The following is a 17,749-nucleotide window of genomic DNA, read 5'->3' as shown; positions in this document are numbered from 1 at the left end:
CTCATCCGTTCGCCCCCCCGCCGCTGTCAGAGTTCGAGCCCCCGCCGTCTCTGTCCCGGGTCCCGGAATCCTTGCGGTCGGAGTCCGCGGAGTCCGCGGACTCCGCCGTTGCCTCGTCGGTCGGGGCCTCGGTAGGCTCCTCGGCCGGTTCCTCGCTCGGCGCCGGCTCGTTCTCCTCCTGCGCCTCCTCCGCCTGGTCGATGAGGCGCTGCGCGCGGTCGAGAGCGTCTTCGTGCGACGAGGCGCGGATCGTGCCCTCGATGCTGTCCGCGATGTATCCGGGCAGGTCGGCGACCTGGGTTCCGGTCAGTTCGACCGGCGTCGACAACGAGACGGGCCCCGCCGTGGCAGGGATGCCGCGGAAGACCGCGACCTGGCCGTCGGCCTCGCCCACGTAGTACTGAGTCTGCGTCCACCGGTATCCGGCCCAGCCGGCCACTCCCAGACCACCGATGAGGAGCAGGGACCCGATGACGGCGAGCCACGGGCGCCGCTTGCGCGGCAGGACCTCGGCCTCGGTCTCGCTCTCGACGGCCGCGTCGGGAAGGACCTCGGGCTCGTACGCGCCGGCGTCGGCGCCGTTCACCGCGTGCTCCAGCGCGTCGGCGAGGTTCGGGTCGTTGTCCGGCAGCACGGCCGTGCTCACACCACCGGGCTGGGACTGCGTCCCGCCGCCGCCGACATCGGCTCCTCCACCCGGGTGGATGATCGTGCCCGGGCCGACGGCGGCAGTGACGCCGCGCAGGGCGGCGGCGCCGACGATCTCGGGGTCGGGCGGCGGGAAGGGCGCGGCTTCCTCGTCGACGACGTCGGCGACGACCACCGAGATGTTGTCGGTCGAGCCCTCACGCATCGCCGCCGACACGAGCCGTTCCGCTGCCTCGGCGGGGTCGGCGACGCCACCGAGCGTCTCGGTGAGGTCCTCGACGGAGACGAAGCCCGACAGCCCGTCCGAGCAGAGCATCCACCGGTCACCAGGGATCGCCTCACGGACTGACATGTCCGGGGTCAGGTCCAGGTCGAAGTCGCCGAGTACCCGCATGACGACGTTGCGCTGCGGGTGTGTCTCGGCCTCGTCCGCCGAGATGCGGCCGGTGTCGACAAGGTGCTGCACGAAGGTGTGGTCGACGGTGACCTGGGTGAGGAGACCGTCCCGCAGCAGATAGGCACGGGAGTCCCCGAGGTGAGCCATGGCGAGCGTGTTGCCGCTGCGCAGCAGCGCTGTCACGGTGGTGCCCATGCCGGCGAGGTCCGGATCGGAGGTCGTGGCGGCGATGAGGTCCTGACGCGCGCGGTCGACCGACTGCTCCAGGTCGGTCAGCAGCCGGTCGGTGCTGTGGTCACCGTGGTCCAGCGGCGTCAGAGCGGCGATCGTGAGGGATGAGGCGACGTCACCGCCCGCGTGGCCGCCCATGCCGTCGGCCACCACGAGGAGGTACGGACCCGCGTAGGCGGAGTCCTGGTTGTTGGAGCGGACGAGGCCGACATCGGAACGCGCGGCATACCGCAGATTCACGGTCACGTGGTGGTCATCCCTGGAGCTCGACGACGGACTGGCCGATCTGGACGCCTACCCCCGGGGGCAGCGGCACGACCCCCTGAATGCGCTGATCGTTCATGTAGGTCCCGTTGGTGGAACCGAGGTCCTCGACGTACCACTGGTTCCCTTGCGGGTAGATGCGGGCGTGCCGGGACGACGAGTAGTCGTCGTCGAGCACGAGGGTGCAGCTCGGCGCCCGGCCGATGAGAATGCCTGACTGGGTGAGCGGGATCGTGGTGCCGGTCAGCGGCCCGGCGACCACGACAAGGCGTGTCGGCGCGCCGCTGCGCGGGCCGCCACCGACCATCGGCGCCGGTGCCGGCACCGGCCCTGACGGCGGCCCGCCCACCGTGGCGGGCTCCGGCTTGCGCCGGCGCTTGCGGACCGTGCGCGGACCCGCGAGGTCCCGCCGCAGCACGGCGACGGCCGAGAGCACGAACACCCACAGCAGCACCAGATAACCCAGCCGCAGCAGGGTGAACGTCAACTCGCTCATGAGGGGTCGATCACCAGTCCTCGTTCTCGGCGCCGGCGCTGCCCGACCAGAACATGATCCGGGTGCGGCCGATCGTCATGGTGTTGCCGTCGAGCAGGGTGGCCGCGGGCACCTGGTGCCCCTCCACGTACAGTCCGTTCGTGGAGCCCATGTCGGAGGCGATGACGCCATCGGGGGTGACACGGATCTCCAGGTGGCGGCGGGAGACGCCCGGGTCGTCCACGACGATGTCCGCCTCCGCGTCGCGGCCGATGACCGTCACCGGACCGGTCAGCAGGTAGCGCTGCCCGTCGATGTCGATCAGCGGGTGCCGCGCGCTGGGCGATCCGGAGGTCGCGGGCGCGACGTTCCCCTGCACGCTGCGGGAGCGCACGTTGAAGCGGCCGGGCACGAGCTCGAACACCTCGTCGAACGTCACGGAGACGGGCCCGACGAACGCGTAATGCTGCGTCGCCGCGTAGGCCGTCACGTTCGACGCCAGCTCGTCGGCGAGGGTTTGCGCACCCCACGCCTCGATCTGGGCGAAGTCGTCCGGGGACAACTCGATGGTGAACTCGTTCGGTGCGACCGTGCGGTCCCGACCCACCACCGCAGCGCGGTCGTCAAGCTCCCGCCGGAGCCGGCTCGCCAGCTCCACGGGCTTCACCTCACCGCGTCCTACCTTGGCGAACGCGTTGTTCATCATGCGCTCCACGCTCTTCTCGAAGCGATCCAGGGCGCCCATGCCACCTCCTTCCCGGCCTGCGCGTGGGCAGACTACATAGATCGTATAGACCGGCAGGTCACCACAGACCGCAATCTGTGTGGAAGTCCTGCGGATCTTCTTGATCCTGTGCTGTGAGCCGCGGCACTGCCAGTCGGGAGCAGACGGGCGAACCCGCACGCTACCGGAGGTCGGGGTGCGACGGAACCAGGCAGGTCACATATGGGTTCGGATCCACCCTGCCTTGCGTGCTAATCTCTTCCAGCACGCGCGAGTGGCGGAATTGGTAGACGCGCACGGTTCAGGTCCGTGTGCTCGAGAGGGCGTGGGGGTTCGAGTCCCCCCTCGCGCACGTGATGCGGTAGGCGGGGTGTGTTCGGCTGGGCCGAACCGCCCCGCCTCACTTGTTTCTGTGGGGGCGCAGCCCCCACGCCCCGCCCGGGGCACGCCCCGGACCCCTTGGGGCTTCGCCCCTTGCCCCCCGGGGTGGCTCGGGTTGTCAGGTGTGGTTGGTCGGTGCGGGGTGTCGGGTCGAGGGTGTCGAGGGTGGGCGGGCCCGCGGGGAGAAATCCCCATGTGGTGGGGGCGGAGCGGGGATCACGGCCAGGTTTATGCCTGGGCACGGACTTTGCGCCACAATCACCCCCATGCTTGACGTCTCGATCGCCCCAGCTCCGGCGCCGGATGCGCCGTTCGAGGATCACGTCGACTGGGCTCGCAACGCCCCCGCGAGCCCGGTCACGCCCGCCACCATGCCGACCGACTACACGAACTCGCCCGTCGGCGATGCCATCACCGTCGATGCGCAGCCGTGGGACTACGAGTCCGAGGCCCGCAGGGCGGTGTCCGGCTCGTCGCACGGCGTGCTGGACATCGGCACGGGCGACGGCACGGCCTTCGCCGCGATGGGCCCGCTGCCCGAAGGGTCCGCCGCGACCAGCACCGGCCCCGCCTTCCTCGCCGCCCGCCGCAAGCTCGAGCCGATGCGCGTGAACGTGCAGAAGGTGGACGAGATATGGGCGGAAGACCTGGTGCTGCCGTTCTTCGACGGGCACTTCGCCACGGTGGTCAGCCGGTGCGGCCTGATCAGCGCGCATGAGGTGGCCCGGCTGCTGCAGCCCGGCGGTGTGTTCGTCACCGAACAGTTCGACACGCGCGACGGTTTCGCCATCAACGAGGCGCTCGGCGTCCCGGTCGGCTGGGATCCGGACGGCATGACGGTCGACGTCCTCACCGACGCGCTCCAGGCCGAGGGCATGGAGGTCACCCGGGCGGAGCACCACGCGGGCGTGCGGAGGTTCAAGAGCCTCGCGGCCGTGCTCTGGTACCTGAGGTCCGTGCCCTGGCAGGTCCCGGACCTGGCCCAGCTCTCGCCCGGGGCGGTCGCGGCCCACGAGGCAGGTCTGCGTGGACTGCACATGCGGTTCGCGGTCGGTGCGGAGCTCGTCGACGAGGCCCCGCGCCTCTTCGTCACCGCGCGCAAGCCCGGCTGACCGCGCGAACCGCCTCGGCGAGGGCGTCAGGGTCGTCGTCGACCACGTGCACGCGCTGCGCTACCGGCGTGCCCGCGCCGCGCAGCGCGCCGGCGGCCTCGATGACGAGCCGGCCGTCGTGGGCGATCGTGAGGGCGTGCCGCTCGAGGTCGGACCAGGAGGGGCGGCGGCGCATGCCGGCGACGTACTCCGGCGGCATGCCCACCACATCGAGGAACAGCTCGACGGCGGCACCCGGATCGTCCTCCGCGACGCACGACTCGACCGCGGCGACAAGATGGCGCCAGACGTGCAGCCCGCCGTCGGCGACGTCGTACCGGGGCCTGTGGACGACGACGGCGGTCACGCGTTCCCCGAGCTCGACCGCCGCGCGGAGCGCGAGGAACGCCCCGGTGGACATGCCCACGAGCGCGGCGGGTCCCGCGGCGTCGAGGACGGCGGTGAGGTCGTCGATCTCGCGCGCCACCGCGTACGGCGGCGTGAAACCACTGGCGCCGCGGCCGCGACGGTCGTACCGGACGGTGGCGATCGGCTCGCCCGGCCCGGCATCGCCGGGTGTGGCGAGCCGGCGGGCGAGAGCGAGCGTCGAGGGCGGGCGGTGCGCCAGGACGCCGTCGACCACGACGACCACGGAGCTCGCGTCGTCGGGGCCGGTGCGGTCCATCGCGATCGTGGTCCCGTCCGCGGAGATCACGGCCGAGGCCACGGTGAGCAGCGAGGTCATACAAAGAGGACGACGGCGGCGGGCGGAACTGATCGTTCGCGGCGCCGGTCGCGCGTGGGGCGATTCGCGGCGCCGCTGTTCCCGCGTTCGCGATGCGGAAAAACCCTTGGAGCGAGGCCCGCGTACGGCGTAGGTTCCTGCGTACACAAGAAGGGAGGTGATCCGAGATCGTGAAGACACTCGGGACCTGTGAGGTGGTCGCGCGCTAGTAGTCGCGCGACATGAAGTCGGCGCGCCGGGCTAGCACGGCGCACGGGACTGGTGGCGAATACATCGTGACCACCGGGGCCCGCGGGTACCGCGCCCTCGTCCAGCGCGGTGCGGAGGTGCACGGCCTCCGGCCCCGCGGGCCTTTCCCTGCCCGCGCACGGATTGTCCCGCTCGTGTCGGGACGGGCTGCTGCTGGGCGGGACCTTCCCCGTCGTCCGCGCGCGCCCGGGGCCTATCCTCGAAGGTATGGGTGGCGGAACAGTAGTTCTCGCGGGGGCCGGTGGACCGGTCGGCTTCCAACTCGCGTTCCGGCTCGCCGCGGAGGGTGCGGAGCAGCTACTCGTCGTGCCGGACGAGGCCCGCGCACCCCGCCTGCCCGGCGGTGCCGCACTGCCCGAGGCCGAGGTCGTCGTCCTCGGCCACGCGCCGGCCCCCGACCAGGTGGACCTCGCCCTGGACGGGGCCGACACCCTCGTCATCGCCGGGATCAGCTCCGGGGACCCGGACCCGGTCGACCTCCTGACCGCCCACCGCTTCCGCCGGATCGTGCACCTGTCACAGATCGGCGCCGGTGCGCAGGGAACCGCCGCTCACGCCCGGAGACACTGGCGCATCGAGGAAGCGGTACGCGGCTCCGGCGCGGCCTGGACGATACTCCGGGTGTCGGTCCAGTTCGGCACGCTCATCCACGCCGTCCGCGACGACCTCCTGCGCGCACCCGCGGGACACGGACGCGTCGCGGCCGTCTCACCCGCCGACGTCGCCGACGCCGCCACCGCCGTCCTCCTCGACGAACGCGCCCACGCCCACGACGGCATGACCTACCGGATCACCGGGCCGGAGGCGCTCACGGGCGAGGACGTGGCCCGTACGCTCTCCGCGGTCACCGGACGGCCGCTGCGCTACGAGCCGATGTCGGCCGTCGACGCCTATGCCACACCCGTGCCCTGGGTGCGCGACCTCGACGCCTGGATCTCGTGCTGCGCCGCCGTCGACGCCGGGGTCTTCGAGGACGTCGACGACGCCGTCGCGCGCCTCGCCGGACGCCCCGCACGCAGCTTCGCGTACTGGCTCGACGACTACCCGGGGGAACTGGCGACCCTCCGGCGCGGAGCCTCGATGGGCTAGCGACGCCCGGCAGAGGTTACATTCGCCGCATGTGGATGCCCGACGTGCTCGACGGCTTCGAGCAGCTCACCCTGGACCTCGAACCCGACGAGGAGGGCGACGTCGTCGCCACCCTGGCGCGGAGGATCATCCCCGGGGACACGGACGCCGGCGTCGACCTGCTGTACGTGCACGGCTGGAACGACTACTTCTTCCAGGCCCATCTCGCCGACTTCTGGGAAGGGCTCGGCGTCCGCTTCCACGCCCTCGACCTGCGCAAGTACGGCCGGTCCATCCGCGACGGACAGACACCCAACTACGTCGCCGACCTCGGGACCTACGACGAGGACATCGCGGCGGCGCTCGCCGCGATCGGGCACGGCACCGGAGGACCGAGATCCCGGCGACTCGTCCTCATGGGGCACTCCACGGGCGGGCTGACCCTCAGCCTCTGGGCGTCACGGCACCCGGGGCGGGCGGTCGGCGTCGTGCTGAACGCGCCGTGGCTGGAACTGCAGATGCGCGAGGCGGGTCGCCGAGTCCTGGAGCCGGGGGTGCGCGCGGCCGCGGCCATCAACCCCCGAGGGCCCGTCGCGTACTACGACCGAGGGCTGTACTCCCGAGCGATCTCCGCCGAGTACGACGGGGAGTGGTCCTACGACTCGGAATGGCGCTCCGATCTGGGGAGACCGCCGACGCCGGCCTGGATGGCCGCCATTCTCCGAGGGCACGACCAGGTGGCGCACGGGCTGGCCATCGACGCACCCGTGCTGGTGCTGCTCTCGGCGAGGTCCACGATGCCGACCCGCTGGACCGAGGACACCCGGCGCACGGACACGGTGCTCGACGTGATCGGCGTGGCACGCCGGGTGCCGAACCTCGGCCCGGTCACCACCCTGGTGTGGCTGGACGGCGCGTTGCACGACGTGACGCTCTCGGCGGCCCCGGTGCGCGAGATGGTCTGGCGAGAGACGGCGCGCTGGTTCCGTGGCTATGTCACCGCCGACGCGACGCGGCGGGAAACCATCGACGACACGCCGCCGAACGATCCGTGGTGGCGCAGGGCGATCGCGGGTGTGACGTCCCGCCGAGGCCGGAGCCGTCTGGGGTGAGACCGCCTCGTGGCGGCGGCGTGTCCGGGTGCTCGGGGCGGAGCCGTGCCCGGCGTCCTCGGACCGGCACGAGTGCGCCTCTCAGTGCCTCGGGTCTCCGATCGCGGCGAGGAAGAGCGGCCACGAGGTGTCGCTGTGGGCGATGCGCAGGAGGTACGGGCGGTCAACGGTCATGGTGACCTGGTCGACGGGCACCGAGGTCTCGGCCATGCCGAGCTCGGTGAGCGCGGCGGCGACCGTGCCTTCCGCGTCGACCTGGAGCACCACCTGCTGGGCGGCCTGGGTGAGGACGAGGTCCTGCTCCGAGATCGCGGACAGGTCGGGCGTCTCGTACAGCTCGCCGAGGCCGGCGTCGTACAGGGCGGCGCAGAGATCGACGGGGCCGGTCTCGACGTCGAGGGTGGGCATCGTCAGTGCGACCGATCGCGGCTCGGTGGTCGAGAGCGTGGCGTCGAGGGCCGCCCACGTCTCGGCGTCCGGCGCGGCCGGGGCGCCGTCGCCGGGAGCGGTGCCGGCCGCCGCGGGCGGGAGGATCACGTCCGCGTGGAACCCTTCCGTGTACGACAGGCGCACGGCTTCCCAGCCGCCGTGCGTGGCGTGAGGTGCTCCGAGCGCGCCCCACACCGCCTCGGTGCGAACGCTTGTCCCGTCGGCGAGCGTGAACGGTTCCGCGTCGCGTGTCTCGGTGAAGGGCTGCTGCCAGCGCGCGGCGAGCAGGACGGCGTTCTGCAGCACGAGTCGGAGGTCCGGGTCCGGTGTGATGGCGCTCTCCTCGATCAGCCCGCCGGTGTGCTCGTTCGTCCAGGCGTCGAGGATCGCCTTGCCTTCGTCGCCGCCGAGGTCCGTGTGCTGCACTCCGGCGCCGAAACCTTCGGCCAGGGCGTCGAGGTAGGTGTCCAGAGCGGTGAGGTCGTCGTCGATGACCGCCTGGTTGGCCAGGTGCAGCACCGGGGTGTCCGGAAGCTCGTCGTCCTGCGCGACGGCGGGATCGCCGTCGTACTCCCCGACCGCGGCGGACAGGGCGTTGAACGCGTCCGTCCGTGCGTCTCCGGACGCACCGAGGGCTACGTCGAGTGAGTCGAGGGTGGTGCTGCCGGCGCCCTCGGTGAGCATGGCCAGGGCGACGGCGAGCGACGCGGGGGAGACGACGGCGTTGGGGCCGTCCGGGCCGGCACAGTCGGCACCCCCGGGAGGCGAGGCCGGTGCGAGCATCACCCGGCCGAGCTCGTCCGTCGCGGCGACGACGCCGGGCACCGCCGAGGCGTCGGCGACGGCGACGGACTTGCGCTCGATGTCCGATCGGACCGTCCCCGCGTCGGGGTCGGCGCCGCCGCAGGCGGCCAGCGTGAGGGAGAACGGGAGCAGGAGCGAGGCGGCGGCCACGCGGGCGGTGGGTCGGCGTGAGGGGCGGTGCATCAGGAGCCTCCTGGGGTGCGACGGCAACGCGCAGCGGCCGTTCCGGAGCCGCCCGAACCGGAGGCACCGAACCGGGGCCGAGCCGCCGGCAGCGGCCCGGCCATGACGTTTCATCAGGTTTGTGTCCCGCGCGGACGGGTCCTTGCACCTACCGGCAGCGTGCTCCCGGATCAGCCCCCGATGAAGAACGTCGACACCACGAGCGCCAGCCCGATGGTCGGCAGGACCAACGACAGCCAGGACCCTCGCCGTGCACCGACCACCACCGCCGTCACGAGGAGTGGCACGCTCACGACGCGGCCGACGGCGTACGCCGGATCCATCCCCGCGAATCGTTCGAGGAGGAGTCCGATGATCAGGACCGCGCCGGCGAGGGAGATCATGTTCGTGACCGTCAGGATCTCGCCCTTCTGCTCGGCGTGGGGTCGGTCGTCGATGTTGTCGGCCACAGCTCTCCTCTGTCGTGAACGTGCAGGTCAGAACAGGTGATACTGGTTCACGGACAGTGTTCGGGCTACCGCCCGGCGGGTCAAGTCACGTCGTCGGGACGCGCGGCGATGGCGTGTCTCCCCGTCTCGGCGCCGACCAGGCATCATTGCCCCTATGAAGGTCTCCCGTCGTTCCGCCGTGCCCCCGTTCGCCGTCATGGAGGTCCTCGCCGCCGCGAATGCCCGCCGCGCCGCGGGTGCGGACGTGCTGAACCTCTGCGCCGGGGAACCGTCCACCGGTGCGTCCGACGTCGTGCGCGAGCGTGCGGCCGAGGTGCTCCGCACCGGCGACATCGGCTACACCGAGGCGCTCGGCGTGCCGGCCCTTCGTGAGGCGATCGCCGGGCACTACGACCGCTGGTACGACCTCGAGGTCGATCCCGCGCGCATCGCCGTGACCACCGGGTCGAGCGGCGGGTTCCTGCTGGCTTTCCTCGCCGCGTTCGACGTCGGCGACCGTGTGGCGCTCGCCCGCCCCGGCTACCCGGCCTACAAGAACATCCTGTCCGCGCTCGGGTGCGAGGTGGTCGAGCTCGACTGCGGCCCCGAGACCCGCTACCAGCCCGGCGTCTCCCAGCTCATGGGGGCGTACTACGACGGCGGACTCGACGGGCTCGTGGTCGCCAGCCCGGCCAACCCGACGGGGACGATGATCACGCCCGACGAGCTGGACGCGGTCGCCGAGTGGTGCGCGGCGCACGAGGTCCGACTGATCAGCGACGAGATCTACCACGGCATCGCCTACTCCGACGAGGTCACGCAGGCGACCGCCGCGCGGTACGCGGGCCAGGGCGCCGTCGTCGTGAACTCGTTCTCGAAGTACTGGGCGATGACGGGCTGGCGGCTCGGCTGGCTCGTGCTGCCCGAGGAGCTTGTCGCGCCGGTGGGCGCGCTGGCCGGGAACGTGGCGCTGTCCCCGCCCGCGCTGGCGCAGCAGGCGGGGATCGCGGCGTTCTCCGAGGAGGGGTACGAGGCAGCGGCCGAGAACGTGGCGCGGTACGCCGACTCGCGTGCCCTGCTGCTGGAGCGGCAGGCGGAGCTGGGCTGGGACCCGGTGGCGCCGGCCGACGGTGCGTTCTACTTCTACGGGAACATCGCCCGATTCGGTCTGGACTCGGTCACGTACTGCGAACGCCTGCTCGCCGAGGCGGACGTCGCGATCACGCCGGGCCTGGACTTCGACGGTGTCCGCGGCCGGGACTGGGTGCGGCTGTCGTTCGCGTCGGCGCCGGACGTCGTCGCCCGGGCGGTGGACCGTATCGCCGCATGGCACAAGACGCTCTGAGGTGATGGTCGACGACGGCGGATCGGGCGCGCGTTCGTCGTCGAGGCACGGCACGATGTGGGCGATGCGTCTTGCCACCTTCAACATCCAGCACGGGCTCGGTCCTGACGGCCGATGCGACCCGGAGCGGCTCGCCGAGGCCGTGCGCGCCCTCGATCCGGACATTCTGGCGATGCAGGAGGTGGACCGCTTCCAGCCGCGCAGCGGGTTCGCGGATCAGGCGCGGATCTGCGCGGAGGCGATGGGAGCCGTCGAGTATCGCTACGTGCCCACCGTGGCCGGCTGGATGAGTGCGCCCGGGCTGCGGTGGCGGGCGCGGGGCCGGGAACGGTACCCCGCGTACGGGATCGCCCTGGCCTCACGCCTTCCTGTGCGGGCGTGGCGGAGGTGGCGGCTGCCGATGGCGAGCCGGTGGGTCGGTCCGGCGCAGCTGGGTGTCGACGAGCCGCGCGTGGCCGTCGCGGCGGACGTCGAGACGCCGTCGGGCGGATTCACCGTGTGTGCCACGCACCTCAGCTCGCGGCTGGGGAACGCGTGGGCGCAACTGCCGTGGCTGCGGGACGCACTCGGGAGTGCGCCCCGGCCACTGGTCCTGATGGGCGACCTGAACCTGCGTGACGGGGCGCCGGCCACGGTCACCGGATGGCGCCCGCTGGCAGCGGCGCGGACGTTCCCGGCCGCCGGGCCCCGGTTCCAGATCGACCACATCCTGGTCGACGACGACGGCGCGATCCGTGTGGAGAGCGAGGCCCGCGCGCCCGGCACCGGGGTCTCCGATCATCGCCCGCTGGTGGTCGATGTCACCCTCCGGCCGCGCGACTGACGCGTGCGTCCGGTCCGGCCGTGGAGCCGGGCCGAGCCGCGCGACGTTCCCGGAGGCTCACCGGAACGTCGCGCGGACCGCCGACTCCGCCTGCACCACGGGCGTGGCCGAGGGCGTGCCCGACCCGCGGGCCTTGCGGCCGCGTGCGCGTGCCACCACGAACAGTGCGTTCGCGCCGATCGCGATGGCCGCGATGTTCGACGCCGCCGATGGCCACACCCCGTTGACGGCGGCGACGGTCATGAGGATCGACGCCGCGGAAACGTTGGTCGCCTGGAAGATGACCGAGTCGGGGCGCCATTTGCCCCGGCTCACCATCGCGTACGCAACGAGTCCAGCAACAGCGCCAACCCAGCCGAGGGCCGTGACGGCGGCGGTCATGAGCGAGAGCACAAAGCACCTCCCGAATCGATTCGACAAAAGATGGTCAGACCCCCCTCCACGGCAGATGGCGCGAGGGGACGGTTCTGCGTGCGGCCTGGCGGGGCACGTGCGAACCAGTGGCAACCGGGGGTCCGAGAGGACCGCTGATCGGTGCCAGGAACTATTCTGGACCCCGAACCACCTTCAGCACAATCGAACGTTTGTGGACTCCCGGGTGTAGCATCGCTACATGGCTGCCGACCCTCGCCGACTCGCGTTTCTCTTGGCCGTCCACCGTGCCGGCGGGGTCCTCGCGGCGGCGGATCTGCTCCACGTCACACCCTCGGCCGTGTCCCAGCAGATCGCCCGGCTGGAGACCGAGGAGGGCATCTCCGTCCTGGACCGCGGCCCCCGTGGCGTCACCCTCACACCGGCCGGCCGCGTGCTCGCCGAGGCCGCCGAACGCATCGAGTCGGAACTCATCGAAGCACGCCAGGCGATCGCCGCCCTCGGTGAGGAGGTCACCGGCCGCGTGATGATCGGCGCCTTCCAGACGGCGATCCGCGCCGTGGTCGCGCCGATGCTCGCCTCCCTCGCGGAGAAGTTCCCGGGGATCGAGGTGGAGGTCAACGAGCACGACCCCTTCGAGTCGGTCCGGAAGCTCCGTGCCGGTGACCTCGACGCCATCATCCTGGACCGGGACGTGGACATGGACGCTCCCGCACCGCGCGGCGTCCACGAGATCCCGCTGCTCGAGGAGGCGTGGTGCATCGTCGTACCGCCCGGAACCGCCGCCCCCGAGCGGCTCGACGAACTCCCCGGCCTGCCCTGGGTGGGGCCGCTCGCGGACATCGCGGCCGACCGCGCGCTGCGCCGGCTGGCCCGCACCCTCGGCACCGAGATCATCACCCGGCACTCCTACTACGACTTCGACACGGCGCTCGCCCTCGTCGCTGCCGGCCAGGGGATCGCCATGCTCCCCGCCCTCGCCCTGAAGGAGGAGGACGTGCCCGACGGCGTCACCGTGGTCCGGCTCGCCGGCCTCGGATCGCGCCGGCTCGTGGTCCGGCACCGTGTCGGACGCCACGAGCCGAGCCCTGCCGTGCGCGCCGTCGTGGACGAGATGGTGGAGTCCGCGCGCGGCATGACGCCCTGACGCGCGGGCCCGGAAACCTCCACCTCCTACCATCGGCCACATGGACGTTTCCGTGGTCGGTGCGACCGGTGACATCGGCCGGCAGATCTGCACCCAGCTCATCGCCGACGGTCTGCTCACCCACACCTCGCGCCTCCAGCTCGTCGGCCGCCCGGACGGCGCCAGCGCCGCCACCGTGCACGGCCTGCGCGCCGACCTGATCGACGCGTTCGACGAGCGTGCCCCGCTGCTCGACGTCGCGCTGTCGCCGCGGGACGTCGTGGCCGACGTCGTCGTCCTCGCCGCCGGGCGCACCGCGCCGGCACAGGTCGGCGCGAACACCGACCGGACCGCGCTCGCGCAGGACAACCGCGCCGTCTTCGAACAGTACGCCGACGCACTCGCCACGCACGGCTCCGGCCGCGAGGTGGTGATCGTCGTGTCCAACCCGGTCGAGCTCGGTGTCGCGGTGCTGGCCGAGCGCCTCGGCCGGCACCGGGTGATCGGCATGGGCGCCTGGCTCGACTCCCTCCGCTTCCAGCGTGAGATCGCGATGTCCCTCGGCGTGCGCCGGCACCGCGTCGACGGGTACGTCGGCGGGCAGCACGGCGAGAAGGCGGTGCCCCTGTGGTCCACGGTCCGGATCGCCGGGCTGTCCCGGTCCGAACGCACCGCGGCCGTCGCACGGCTCCGGCAGGGCCGCACCCTGGACACGTTCTTCCAGGAGATCGGAGAAGCCCGCGGGCAGCTCGACGCCGCGTCCGCCGTCCACGTCGGCGACGCGTTCACCCTCGTCGACAGCTTTCCGCCGGACGTCCGCACCGTCGCCCGCTCCTTCATGACGCACACCAGCGGCGCCAAGACCGCGACGGGCACCGCCGCCGCCACCGTCGACCTCGTCGAGACCCTGCTCGACGGCCGGCAGATCGTCGTCGCCGGTCAGGTGGCGCTCGCCGACGAGATCCTGGGGGACGACGGCGAACCCGTGCCCGGCCGAGTGCTCGGCGTCCCGGTCATCCTGGGACCGGACGGCTGGACGCGCGTGATCCTGGACCCGCTCCCGGACGACGAGGCCCGCGCCCTGGCCGAATCCGGCCGGGTCATCGACGCCATGCTCGACGCCCTGGACGTCCCGGATCCCCGCGCCACGTCCCGGGACAGGATCCCGGCCTCGTCGTCCCCGTCGGCAGCGGACGGGGAACATCCCGAGGACCCGGCCGCCCGGTACGACGTCGAGATCGAGGTCACGCGCGCCTCTGATCCGGGGGTCGTCGCCACGCTGACCGGGGTCTTCGCCGATCGAGGGGTGGAGGTCGACGCCGTGGCGACGAATCCGCGAGGTTCGGTCGGCATCTCGTTCCGCGCACCCGAACGCATGGCTCGTTCCCTGGTCCGGACGCTGGAGCGCCTCGCGATGGCGAGGAAGGTCGTGGCGCACCGCGCGGAATCGTGACCGATTTTCCTGAGATGCCGGTACCTGAACCACTCTTGGAGGCTCTACGATGCGTTCGTGAACGCTTCACCGCTCGACCAGCGCCCTGCCCGGGTCCGCACGGACTGGGGACTGGCCGGTGCCCGTGCGCTGACGGAGTCCGGCGCTCGCAAATCGCTGGTCGTGGTGATCGACGTCCTGTCCTTCTCGACCTCGGTGACCGTCGCCTGCGAGGCCGGCGCCGGCGTCTACCCGTTTCCCTACCGGGACGTGGCGGGAGCCGCGCGCCTCGCCCGCACCATGCGGGCCGTGCTCGCCGGGCCGCGCGCCGAGGAGGGCATCAGTCTCTCGCCCGCCTCGTTGCGCGGTCTTGACGCCGAGCGGGTCGTGCTGCCGTCGCCGAACGGTTCGATGATCGCCCACACGATCGGCAGTCGCGGTGCGCTCCTGATCGTGGGCGGTCTGCGCAACGCGTCGGCGGTCGCCGGCCTCGCGGCCGCGCACCTGAACGCCAACCCCGAGCACGACGTCGTCCTCGTTCCCGCCGGTGAGCGGTGGCCCGACGACGTGTTGCGCCCGGCGCTGGAGGACCAGCTCGCCGCCGGCGCGATCGCCGCACGGCTGACGGAGATGCTGCCCGACGACGTCACCCGCATGTCGGCCGAGACCGGCGCGGCGGCGGCGATGTGGCAGGGCACGTCGGAGCCCGCCGACCTGTTGCTGGGTTCGGTGAGCGGGCGGGAACTGGTCGACAGCGGTTTCGACGAGGACGTGATGATCGCGGCCGAGGTGGACGCTACCGACGTGGTGCCCGTGCTCATGGACGGCGCGTTCGTGCCGCTCGGGCACCGGCTCGCCGCCGCCCGGAGGGCGAAGTCGGGCGCCGGCGCGGTGCCGACCTCTGCCGCCTAGCCTGTCTCGCGGAACAGCCCGCGCAGTGCGGCCACGATCGGCAGATCTCCCTCGAGCCAGTCGACGTCGCCCAGCTCGGCCGTCGCGAGCCAGCGCAGTTCGTCGTGGTCCTCCAGCGGTTCGGGGTGTCCCTCGGTGATCCGCCCGAGCCACAGGCGCATCCGGTAGCGATCGGTGAGGGGCCAGGCGCCGTCGTCGGGCCCCGGGACCTCACGGCCGAGCTCCGCGGTGACGCCGAGCTCCTCCCGCAGCTCGCGGTGCAGCGCCTGAACGGGCGTCTCGCCGTGATCCACCTTGCCACCGGGAAACTCCCAGCGGCCGGACAGCGCCGCCGGGCGCGTGCGGCGGGCGGCGAGCAGACGTGCGGGGCGGTCGAGGTCGTCCACCAGTGCGGCGGCGACCACCAGGATCGGGGCAGCCATGGGGAGCATCCTGACACGGCCTGCCATATCGGTCAGTCCGGAGACGTACCGTCGCGGTGACATCCGCCCTGGGTACACGGACGCCACCGCGAACGGTGGTCGACGGCTCGCCGGGTCAGCGGACGTTCAGGCCGAGGTGCTGGGCGCGCTCCACCGCGGCGGCCCGGTTGGACACGCCGAGCTTCCGGTAGAGGCTCCGTACCTGCGACTTCACGGTGTTGCGTGTGACGAACAGCGTCTCCGCGATCTGCTCGAGGGTCTCGTCCTTCTTCATCAGGCCTTCGAGGACGACGCGCTCACGACGGGTCAGAGCGGGACGGTCGGCCACAACGATGCTCATGCGTTCTCCTTCGGTGCAGCGGCCGCGTCTGGGGCTACGGCCTTGGAGGGGTGCTGCTACGGGTAGAGAGTCCGCGGGGCGGTATTCGTGACGCGACTTCGCGAAGAGAATCGGTTCTGTGACCTTCTCGCAACACAGCGGAAGGCCCGTGCGCGAACGCACGGGCCTTCCACGACAGAACTACCAGGTCAGACGCCCGCGTGTGCCGCGTACTCCTCGGCGGTGAGCAACTCGCCCGTGCTGCTCACGTCGACCTTGAACAGCCAGCCCGCGTCGAAGGGGGCCGAGCCCACCAGCTCCGGGTCGTCGATCACGGCCTGGTTGACCTCGGTGACGGTCCCGCTCACCGGTGCGTACAGCTCGGAGACGGACTTCGTGGACTCGATCTCGCCGACCACGGTGCCGTGCTCGATCGTCGCACCGACCTCGGGCAGCTCCACGAAGACGATGTCGCCGAGCGCCTCGGCGGCGTACGGCGTGATGCCGACGGTCGCGGGGGACTCGCCGTCCACCCACTCGTGCTCCTTGGTGTACTTCAGCGTGGCGGGGTAGTCAGCCATGAGGGCTCCTTGCTCGTGGTGGCTCGGGATCACTTGGTACGACGGTAGAACGGCAGCGGGACGACGACGAACGGTTCGGTCCGCCCGCGCACGTCGACGGCCAGCTCGGTGCCCTCGGCGGACACCTCCGGGGTCACGTACGCCATCGCGACGGGGTATCCGAGCGTGGGCGACGGTACACCCGACGTCACGGATCCGACCTTCACCCCCGCGGTCCCGTCGACGCCGCGACGCACGACGTCGTACCCGGCGCGGGCGGGCCGACGGCCCTCGCCGCGCAGTCCGACGAGCACCCGCGCGGGCTGCGCGCCCTTGCGAGCCGCCAGCGCGTCCCGCCCGACGAAGGGCAGCGGCGCGCCGTCCGCGTTCTCCTTGTCGAGGCGCACGACGCGACCCATGCCCGCCTCGAAGGGTGTGGTCGTCGTGTCGAGCTCGTGCCCGTACAGGGGCATCCCGGCCTCGAGCCGCAGCGAGTCGCGCGCCGACAGCCCGGCGGGGACCAGGCCGAACGGCTCGCCGGCGGAGAGCAGCGCACGCCACAACTCGACGGCTCGCTCGGGGGAGACCCAGATCTCGAAGCCGTCCTCGCCGGTGTACCCCGTGCGGCCGACGACCACGGCCTCGTCGCGGAAGCGCATCGGAGCGCAGGCGTAGTACTTCAGGTTCTCGAGGGTGACGCCGCCGGACGCCTCGGGGTCCTCCTCGAACCCGTCCGTGGCGCGCAGGATCTCCTCGGCGCGCGGGCCCTGGACGGCCAGCAGCGCGGTGGGGACGGGCTTCACCCCGACGTCGAACCCGTCCGCCCGCCGCTCCAGCTCGGCGAGCACCAGATCCGTGTTGGCGGCGTTCGCCACCACGAAGTACTCGGAATCGCCCGTGCGGTACACGATCAGGTCGTCCAGCACGCAGCCGTCGTCGGCGCAGATCATCGAGTACCGCGCGCGCAGGTGCTTCACCTGGGAGATCGCGCCGACCAGGGCGTGGTCGAGGAACGCGGCCGCATCCGGCCCCTGCACGCCGATGTCGCCCATGTGGGACAGGTCGAACAGCCCCGCCGCCTCGCGCACGGCGCGGTGCTCCGCGAGGTCCGAGGTGTAGCGCAGCGGCATCTGCCACCCGCCGAACCCGGTCATGTTCGCCCCGAGCGCGACGTGCTCCTCGTGCAGGGGTGTCCTCTTGTCCGTCATC

Annotated in this window: 19 protein-coding genes and 1 tRNA gene; 9 read left to right on the top strand and 11 right to left on the bottom strand. The window is 72.0% G+C overall.

Annotated features, from left to right (window positions below; all coding sequences use genetic code 11):
- Window position 1: 1 nt before the first annotated feature.
- From EDD34_RS20285 to EDD34_RS20275, 3 genes are read right to left on the bottom strand one after another with little or no spacing between them, the layout of a single operon-like run.
- A complete protein-coding gene (locus EDD34_RS20285) occupies window positions 2–1,522 on the bottom strand; it encodes a PP2C family protein-serine/threonine phosphatase (RefSeq protein ID WP_123816173.1) in 1,521 nt (506 codons plus the stop codon).
- A 7-nt stretch (window positions 1,523–1,529) separates the two neighbouring features.
- Complete coding sequence (locus EDD34_RS20280) at window positions 1,530–2,036, bottom strand: FHA domain-containing protein FhaB/FipA (RefSeq protein ID WP_123816172.1); 507 nt, start codon at window positions 2,034–2,036, stop codon at window positions 1,530–1,532.
- A gap of 10 nt (window positions 2,037–2,046) precedes the next feature.
- Complete coding sequence (locus EDD34_RS20275) at window positions 2,047–2,760, bottom strand: FHA domain-containing protein (RefSeq protein ID WP_123816171.1); 714 nt, start codon at window positions 2,758–2,760, stop codon at window positions 2,047–2,049.
- Window positions 2,761–3,007: 247 nt separating this feature from the next.
- Between EDD34_RS20275 and EDD34_RS20270 the strand changes: the two genes are divergently transcribed.
- Together EDD34_RS20270 and EDD34_RS20265 are read left to right on the top strand one after the other, a co-directional pair.
- A tRNA-Leu gene (locus EDD34_RS20270) sits at window positions 3,008–3,091 on the top strand.
- A gap of 295 nt (window positions 3,092–3,386) precedes the next feature.
- Complete coding sequence (locus tag EDD34_RS20265) at window positions 3,387–4,232, top strand: class I SAM-dependent methyltransferase (protein WP_123816170.1); 846 nt, start codon at window positions 3,387–3,389, stop codon at window positions 4,230–4,232.
- On the opposite strand, the gene EDD34_RS20260 is transcribed toward EDD34_RS20265, so the two are convergent.
- Window positions 4,210–4,956 carry an alpha/beta fold hydrolase gene (locus tag EDD34_RS20260; RefSeq protein ID WP_123816169.1) on the bottom strand — a complete coding sequence of 249 codons (747 nt, stop codon included), beginning with the start codon at window positions 4,954–4,956 and terminating at the stop codon, window positions 4,210–4,212. The two genes, EDD34_RS20265 and EDD34_RS20260, sit on opposite strands and share 23 nt — an antisense overlap.
- Window positions 4,957–5,412: 456 nt before the next feature.
- Between EDD34_RS20260 and EDD34_RS20255 the strand changes: the two genes are divergently transcribed.
- Window positions 5,413–6,294, top strand: coding sequence for an NAD(P)H-binding protein (locus tag EDD34_RS20255; protein ID WP_123816168.1), 882 nt, complete (start codon window positions 5,413–5,415; stop codon window positions 6,292–6,294).
- Between the two features lie 29 nt (window positions 6,295–6,323).
- Window positions 6,324–7,385 (top strand): alpha/beta hydrolase, encoded by a 1,062-nt coding sequence (locus tag EDD34_RS20250; protein WP_123816167.1) that lies wholly within the window; start codon window positions 6,324–6,326, stop codon window positions 7,383–7,385.
- 81 nt (window positions 7,386–7,466) lie between these two features.
- Here the strand turns inward: EDD34_RS20250 and EDD34_RS20245 are convergent, their stop codons facing one another.
- Complete coding sequence (locus tag EDD34_RS20245) at window positions 7,467–8,801, bottom strand: serpin family protein (protein ID WP_211341648.1); 1,335 nt, start codon at window positions 8,799–8,801, stop codon at window positions 7,467–7,469.
- A gap of 170 nt (window positions 8,802–8,971) precedes the next feature.
- The gene (locus EDD34_RS20240; RefSeq protein ID WP_123816166.1) at window positions 8,972–9,250 is read right to left on the bottom strand and encodes a hypothetical protein; all 279 of its coding nucleotides are present in this window, start codon (window positions 9,248–9,250) and stop codon (window positions 8,972–8,974) included.
- A 154-nt stretch (window positions 9,251–9,404) separates the two neighbouring features.
- Here EDD34_RS20240 and EDD34_RS20235 point away from each other — a divergent pair, with 154 nt between their 5' ends.
- Window positions 9,405–10,574, top strand: coding sequence for a pyridoxal phosphate-dependent aminotransferase (locus tag EDD34_RS20235; RefSeq protein WP_123816165.1), 1,170 nt, complete (start codon window positions 9,405–9,407; stop codon window positions 10,572–10,574).
- 64 nt (window positions 10,575–10,638) lie between these two features.
- Window positions 10,639–11,397, top strand: a complete 759-nt coding sequence (locus EDD34_RS20230) for an endonuclease/exonuclease/phosphatase family protein (RefSeq protein WP_123816164.1) — start codon at window positions 10,639–10,641, stop codon at window positions 11,395–11,397.
- Between the two features lie 57 nt (window positions 11,398–11,454).
- Here the strand turns inward: EDD34_RS20230 and EDD34_RS20225 are convergent, their stop codons facing one another.
- Window positions 11,455–11,778: a CBU_0592 family membrane protein gene (locus EDD34_RS20225; RefSeq protein WP_211341647.1), complete on the bottom strand. Its 324-nt coding sequence runs from the start codon at window positions 11,776–11,778 to the stop codon at window positions 11,455–11,457.
- 232 nt (window positions 11,779–12,010) lie between these two features.
- Between EDD34_RS20225 and EDD34_RS20220 the strand changes: the two genes are divergently transcribed.
- From EDD34_RS20220 to EDD34_RS20210, 3 genes are read left to right on the top strand one after another with little or no spacing between them, the layout of a single operon-like run.
- Window positions 12,011–12,916 carry a LysR family transcriptional regulator gene (locus tag EDD34_RS20220; protein ID WP_123816163.1) on the top strand — a complete coding sequence of 302 codons (906 nt, stop codon included), beginning with the start codon at window positions 12,011–12,013 and terminating at the stop codon, window positions 12,914–12,916.
- Window positions 12,917–12,956: 40 nt separating this feature from the next.
- Window positions 12,957–14,348, top strand: a complete 1,392-nt coding sequence (locus EDD34_RS20215; RefSeq protein WP_123816162.1) for a lactate/malate family dehydrogenase — start codon at window positions 12,957–12,959, stop codon at window positions 14,346–14,348.
- A 57-nt stretch (window positions 14,349–14,405) separates the two neighbouring features.
- The gene (locus EDD34_RS20210) at window positions 14,406–15,239 is read left to right on the top strand and encodes a 2-phosphosulfolactate phosphatase (RefSeq protein WP_123816161.1); all 834 of its coding nucleotides are present in this window, start codon (window positions 14,406–14,408) and stop codon (window positions 15,237–15,239) included.
- Here EDD34_RS20210 and EDD34_RS20205 read toward each other — a convergent pair.
- The 4 genes from EDD34_RS20205 to gcvT form a co-directional block, all read right to left on the bottom strand.
- A complete protein-coding gene (locus EDD34_RS20205) occupies window positions 15,236–15,661 on the bottom strand; it encodes a (deoxy)nucleoside triphosphate pyrophosphohydrolase (RefSeq protein WP_123816160.1) in 426 nt (141 codons plus the stop codon). The two genes, EDD34_RS20210 and EDD34_RS20205, sit on opposite strands and share 4 nt — an antisense overlap.
- A gap of 115 nt (window positions 15,662–15,776) precedes the next feature.
- Complete coding sequence (locus tag EDD34_RS20200; protein ID WP_123816159.1) at window positions 15,777–16,001, bottom strand: LuxR C-terminal-related transcriptional regulator; 225 nt, start codon at window positions 15,999–16,001, stop codon at window positions 15,777–15,779.
- Between the two features lie 188 nt (window positions 16,002–16,189).
- Window positions 16,190–16,561: a glycine cleavage system protein GcvH gene (gene gcvH / locus EDD34_RS20195; protein ID WP_123816158.1), complete on the bottom strand. Its 372-nt coding sequence runs from the start codon at window positions 16,559–16,561 to the stop codon at window positions 16,190–16,192.
- Between the two features lie 29 nt (window positions 16,562–16,590).
- Window positions 16,591–17,748, bottom strand: a complete 1,158-nt coding sequence (gcvT, locus tag EDD34_RS20190; RefSeq protein WP_123816157.1) for a glycine cleavage system aminomethyltransferase GcvT — start codon at window positions 17,746–17,748, stop codon at window positions 16,591–16,593.
- Window position 17,749: the final 1 nt, after the last annotated feature.

It is taken from the genome of Myceligenerans xiligouense, assembly GCF_003814695.1.
Lineage (GTDB): Bacteria > Actinomycetota > Actinomycetes > Actinomycetales > Cellulomonadaceae > Myceligenerans > Myceligenerans xiligouense.
This window is presented reverse-complemented; position numbering and strand designations above follow the sequence as displayed.

Excerpts from the sequence above, each read along its gene's own strand:
- EDD34_RS20255 (WP_123816168.1), top strand. The coding sequence starts at position 5,413 with ATGGGTGGCGGAACAGTAGTTCTCGCGGGGGCCGGTGGACCGGTCGGC.
- EDD34_RS20280 (WP_123816172.1), bottom strand. The coding sequence starts at position 2,036 with ATGAGCGAGTTGACGTTCACCCTGCTGCGGCTGGGTTATCTGGTGCTG.
- EDD34_RS20250 (WP_123816167.1), top strand. The coding sequence starts at position 6,324 with ATGTGGATGCCCGACGTGCTCGACGGCTTCGAGCAGCTCACCCTGGAC.
- gcvT (WP_123816157.1), bottom strand. The coding sequence starts at position 17,748 with ATGACGGACAAGAGGACACCCCTGCACGAGGAGCACGTCGCGCTCGGG.
- EDD34_RS20260 (WP_123816169.1), bottom strand. The coding sequence starts at position 4,956 with ATGACCTCGCTGCTCACCGTGGCCTCGGCCGTGATCTCCGCGGACGGG.
- gcvH (WP_123816158.1), bottom strand. The coding sequence starts at position 16,561 with ATGGCTGACTACCCCGCCACGCTGAAGTACACCAAGGAGCACGAGTGG.
- EDD34_RS20205 (WP_123816160.1), bottom strand. The coding sequence starts at position 15,661 with ATGGCTGCCCCGATCCTGGTGGTCGCCGCCGCACTGGTGGACGACCTC.
- EDD34_RS20225 (WP_211341647.1), bottom strand. The coding sequence starts at position 11,778 with ATGACCGCCGCCGTCACGGCCCTCGGCTGGGTTGGCGCTGTTGCTGGA.
- EDD34_RS20215 (WP_123816162.1), top strand. The coding sequence starts at position 12,957 with ATGGACGTTTCCGTGGTCGGTGCGACCGGTGACATCGGCCGGCAGATC.
- EDD34_RS20200 (WP_123816159.1), bottom strand. The coding sequence starts at position 16,001 with ATGAGCATCGTTGTGGCCGACCGTCCCGCTCTGACCCGTCGTGAGCGC.
- EDD34_RS20245 (WP_211341648.1), bottom strand. The coding sequence starts at position 8,801 with ATGCACCGCCCCTCACGCCGACCCACCGCCCGCGTGGCCGCCGCCTCG.
- EDD34_RS20235 (WP_123816165.1), top strand. The coding sequence starts at position 9,405 with ATGAAGGTCTCCCGTCGTTCCGCCGTGCCCCCGTTCGCCGTCATGGAG.
- EDD34_RS20275 (WP_123816171.1), bottom strand. The coding sequence starts at position 2,760 with ATGGGCGCCCTGGATCGCTTCGAGAAGAGCGTGGAGCGCATGATGAAC.
- EDD34_RS20230 (WP_123816164.1), top strand. The coding sequence starts at position 10,639 with ATGCGTCTTGCCACCTTCAACATCCAGCACGGGCTCGGTCCTGACGGC.
- EDD34_RS20265 (WP_123816170.1), top strand. The coding sequence starts at position 3,387 with ATGCTTGACGTCTCGATCGCCCCAGCTCCGGCGCCGGATGCGCCGTTC.
- EDD34_RS20220 (WP_123816163.1), top strand. The coding sequence starts at position 12,011 with ATGGCTGCCGACCCTCGCCGACTCGCGTTTCTCTTGGCCGTCCACCGT.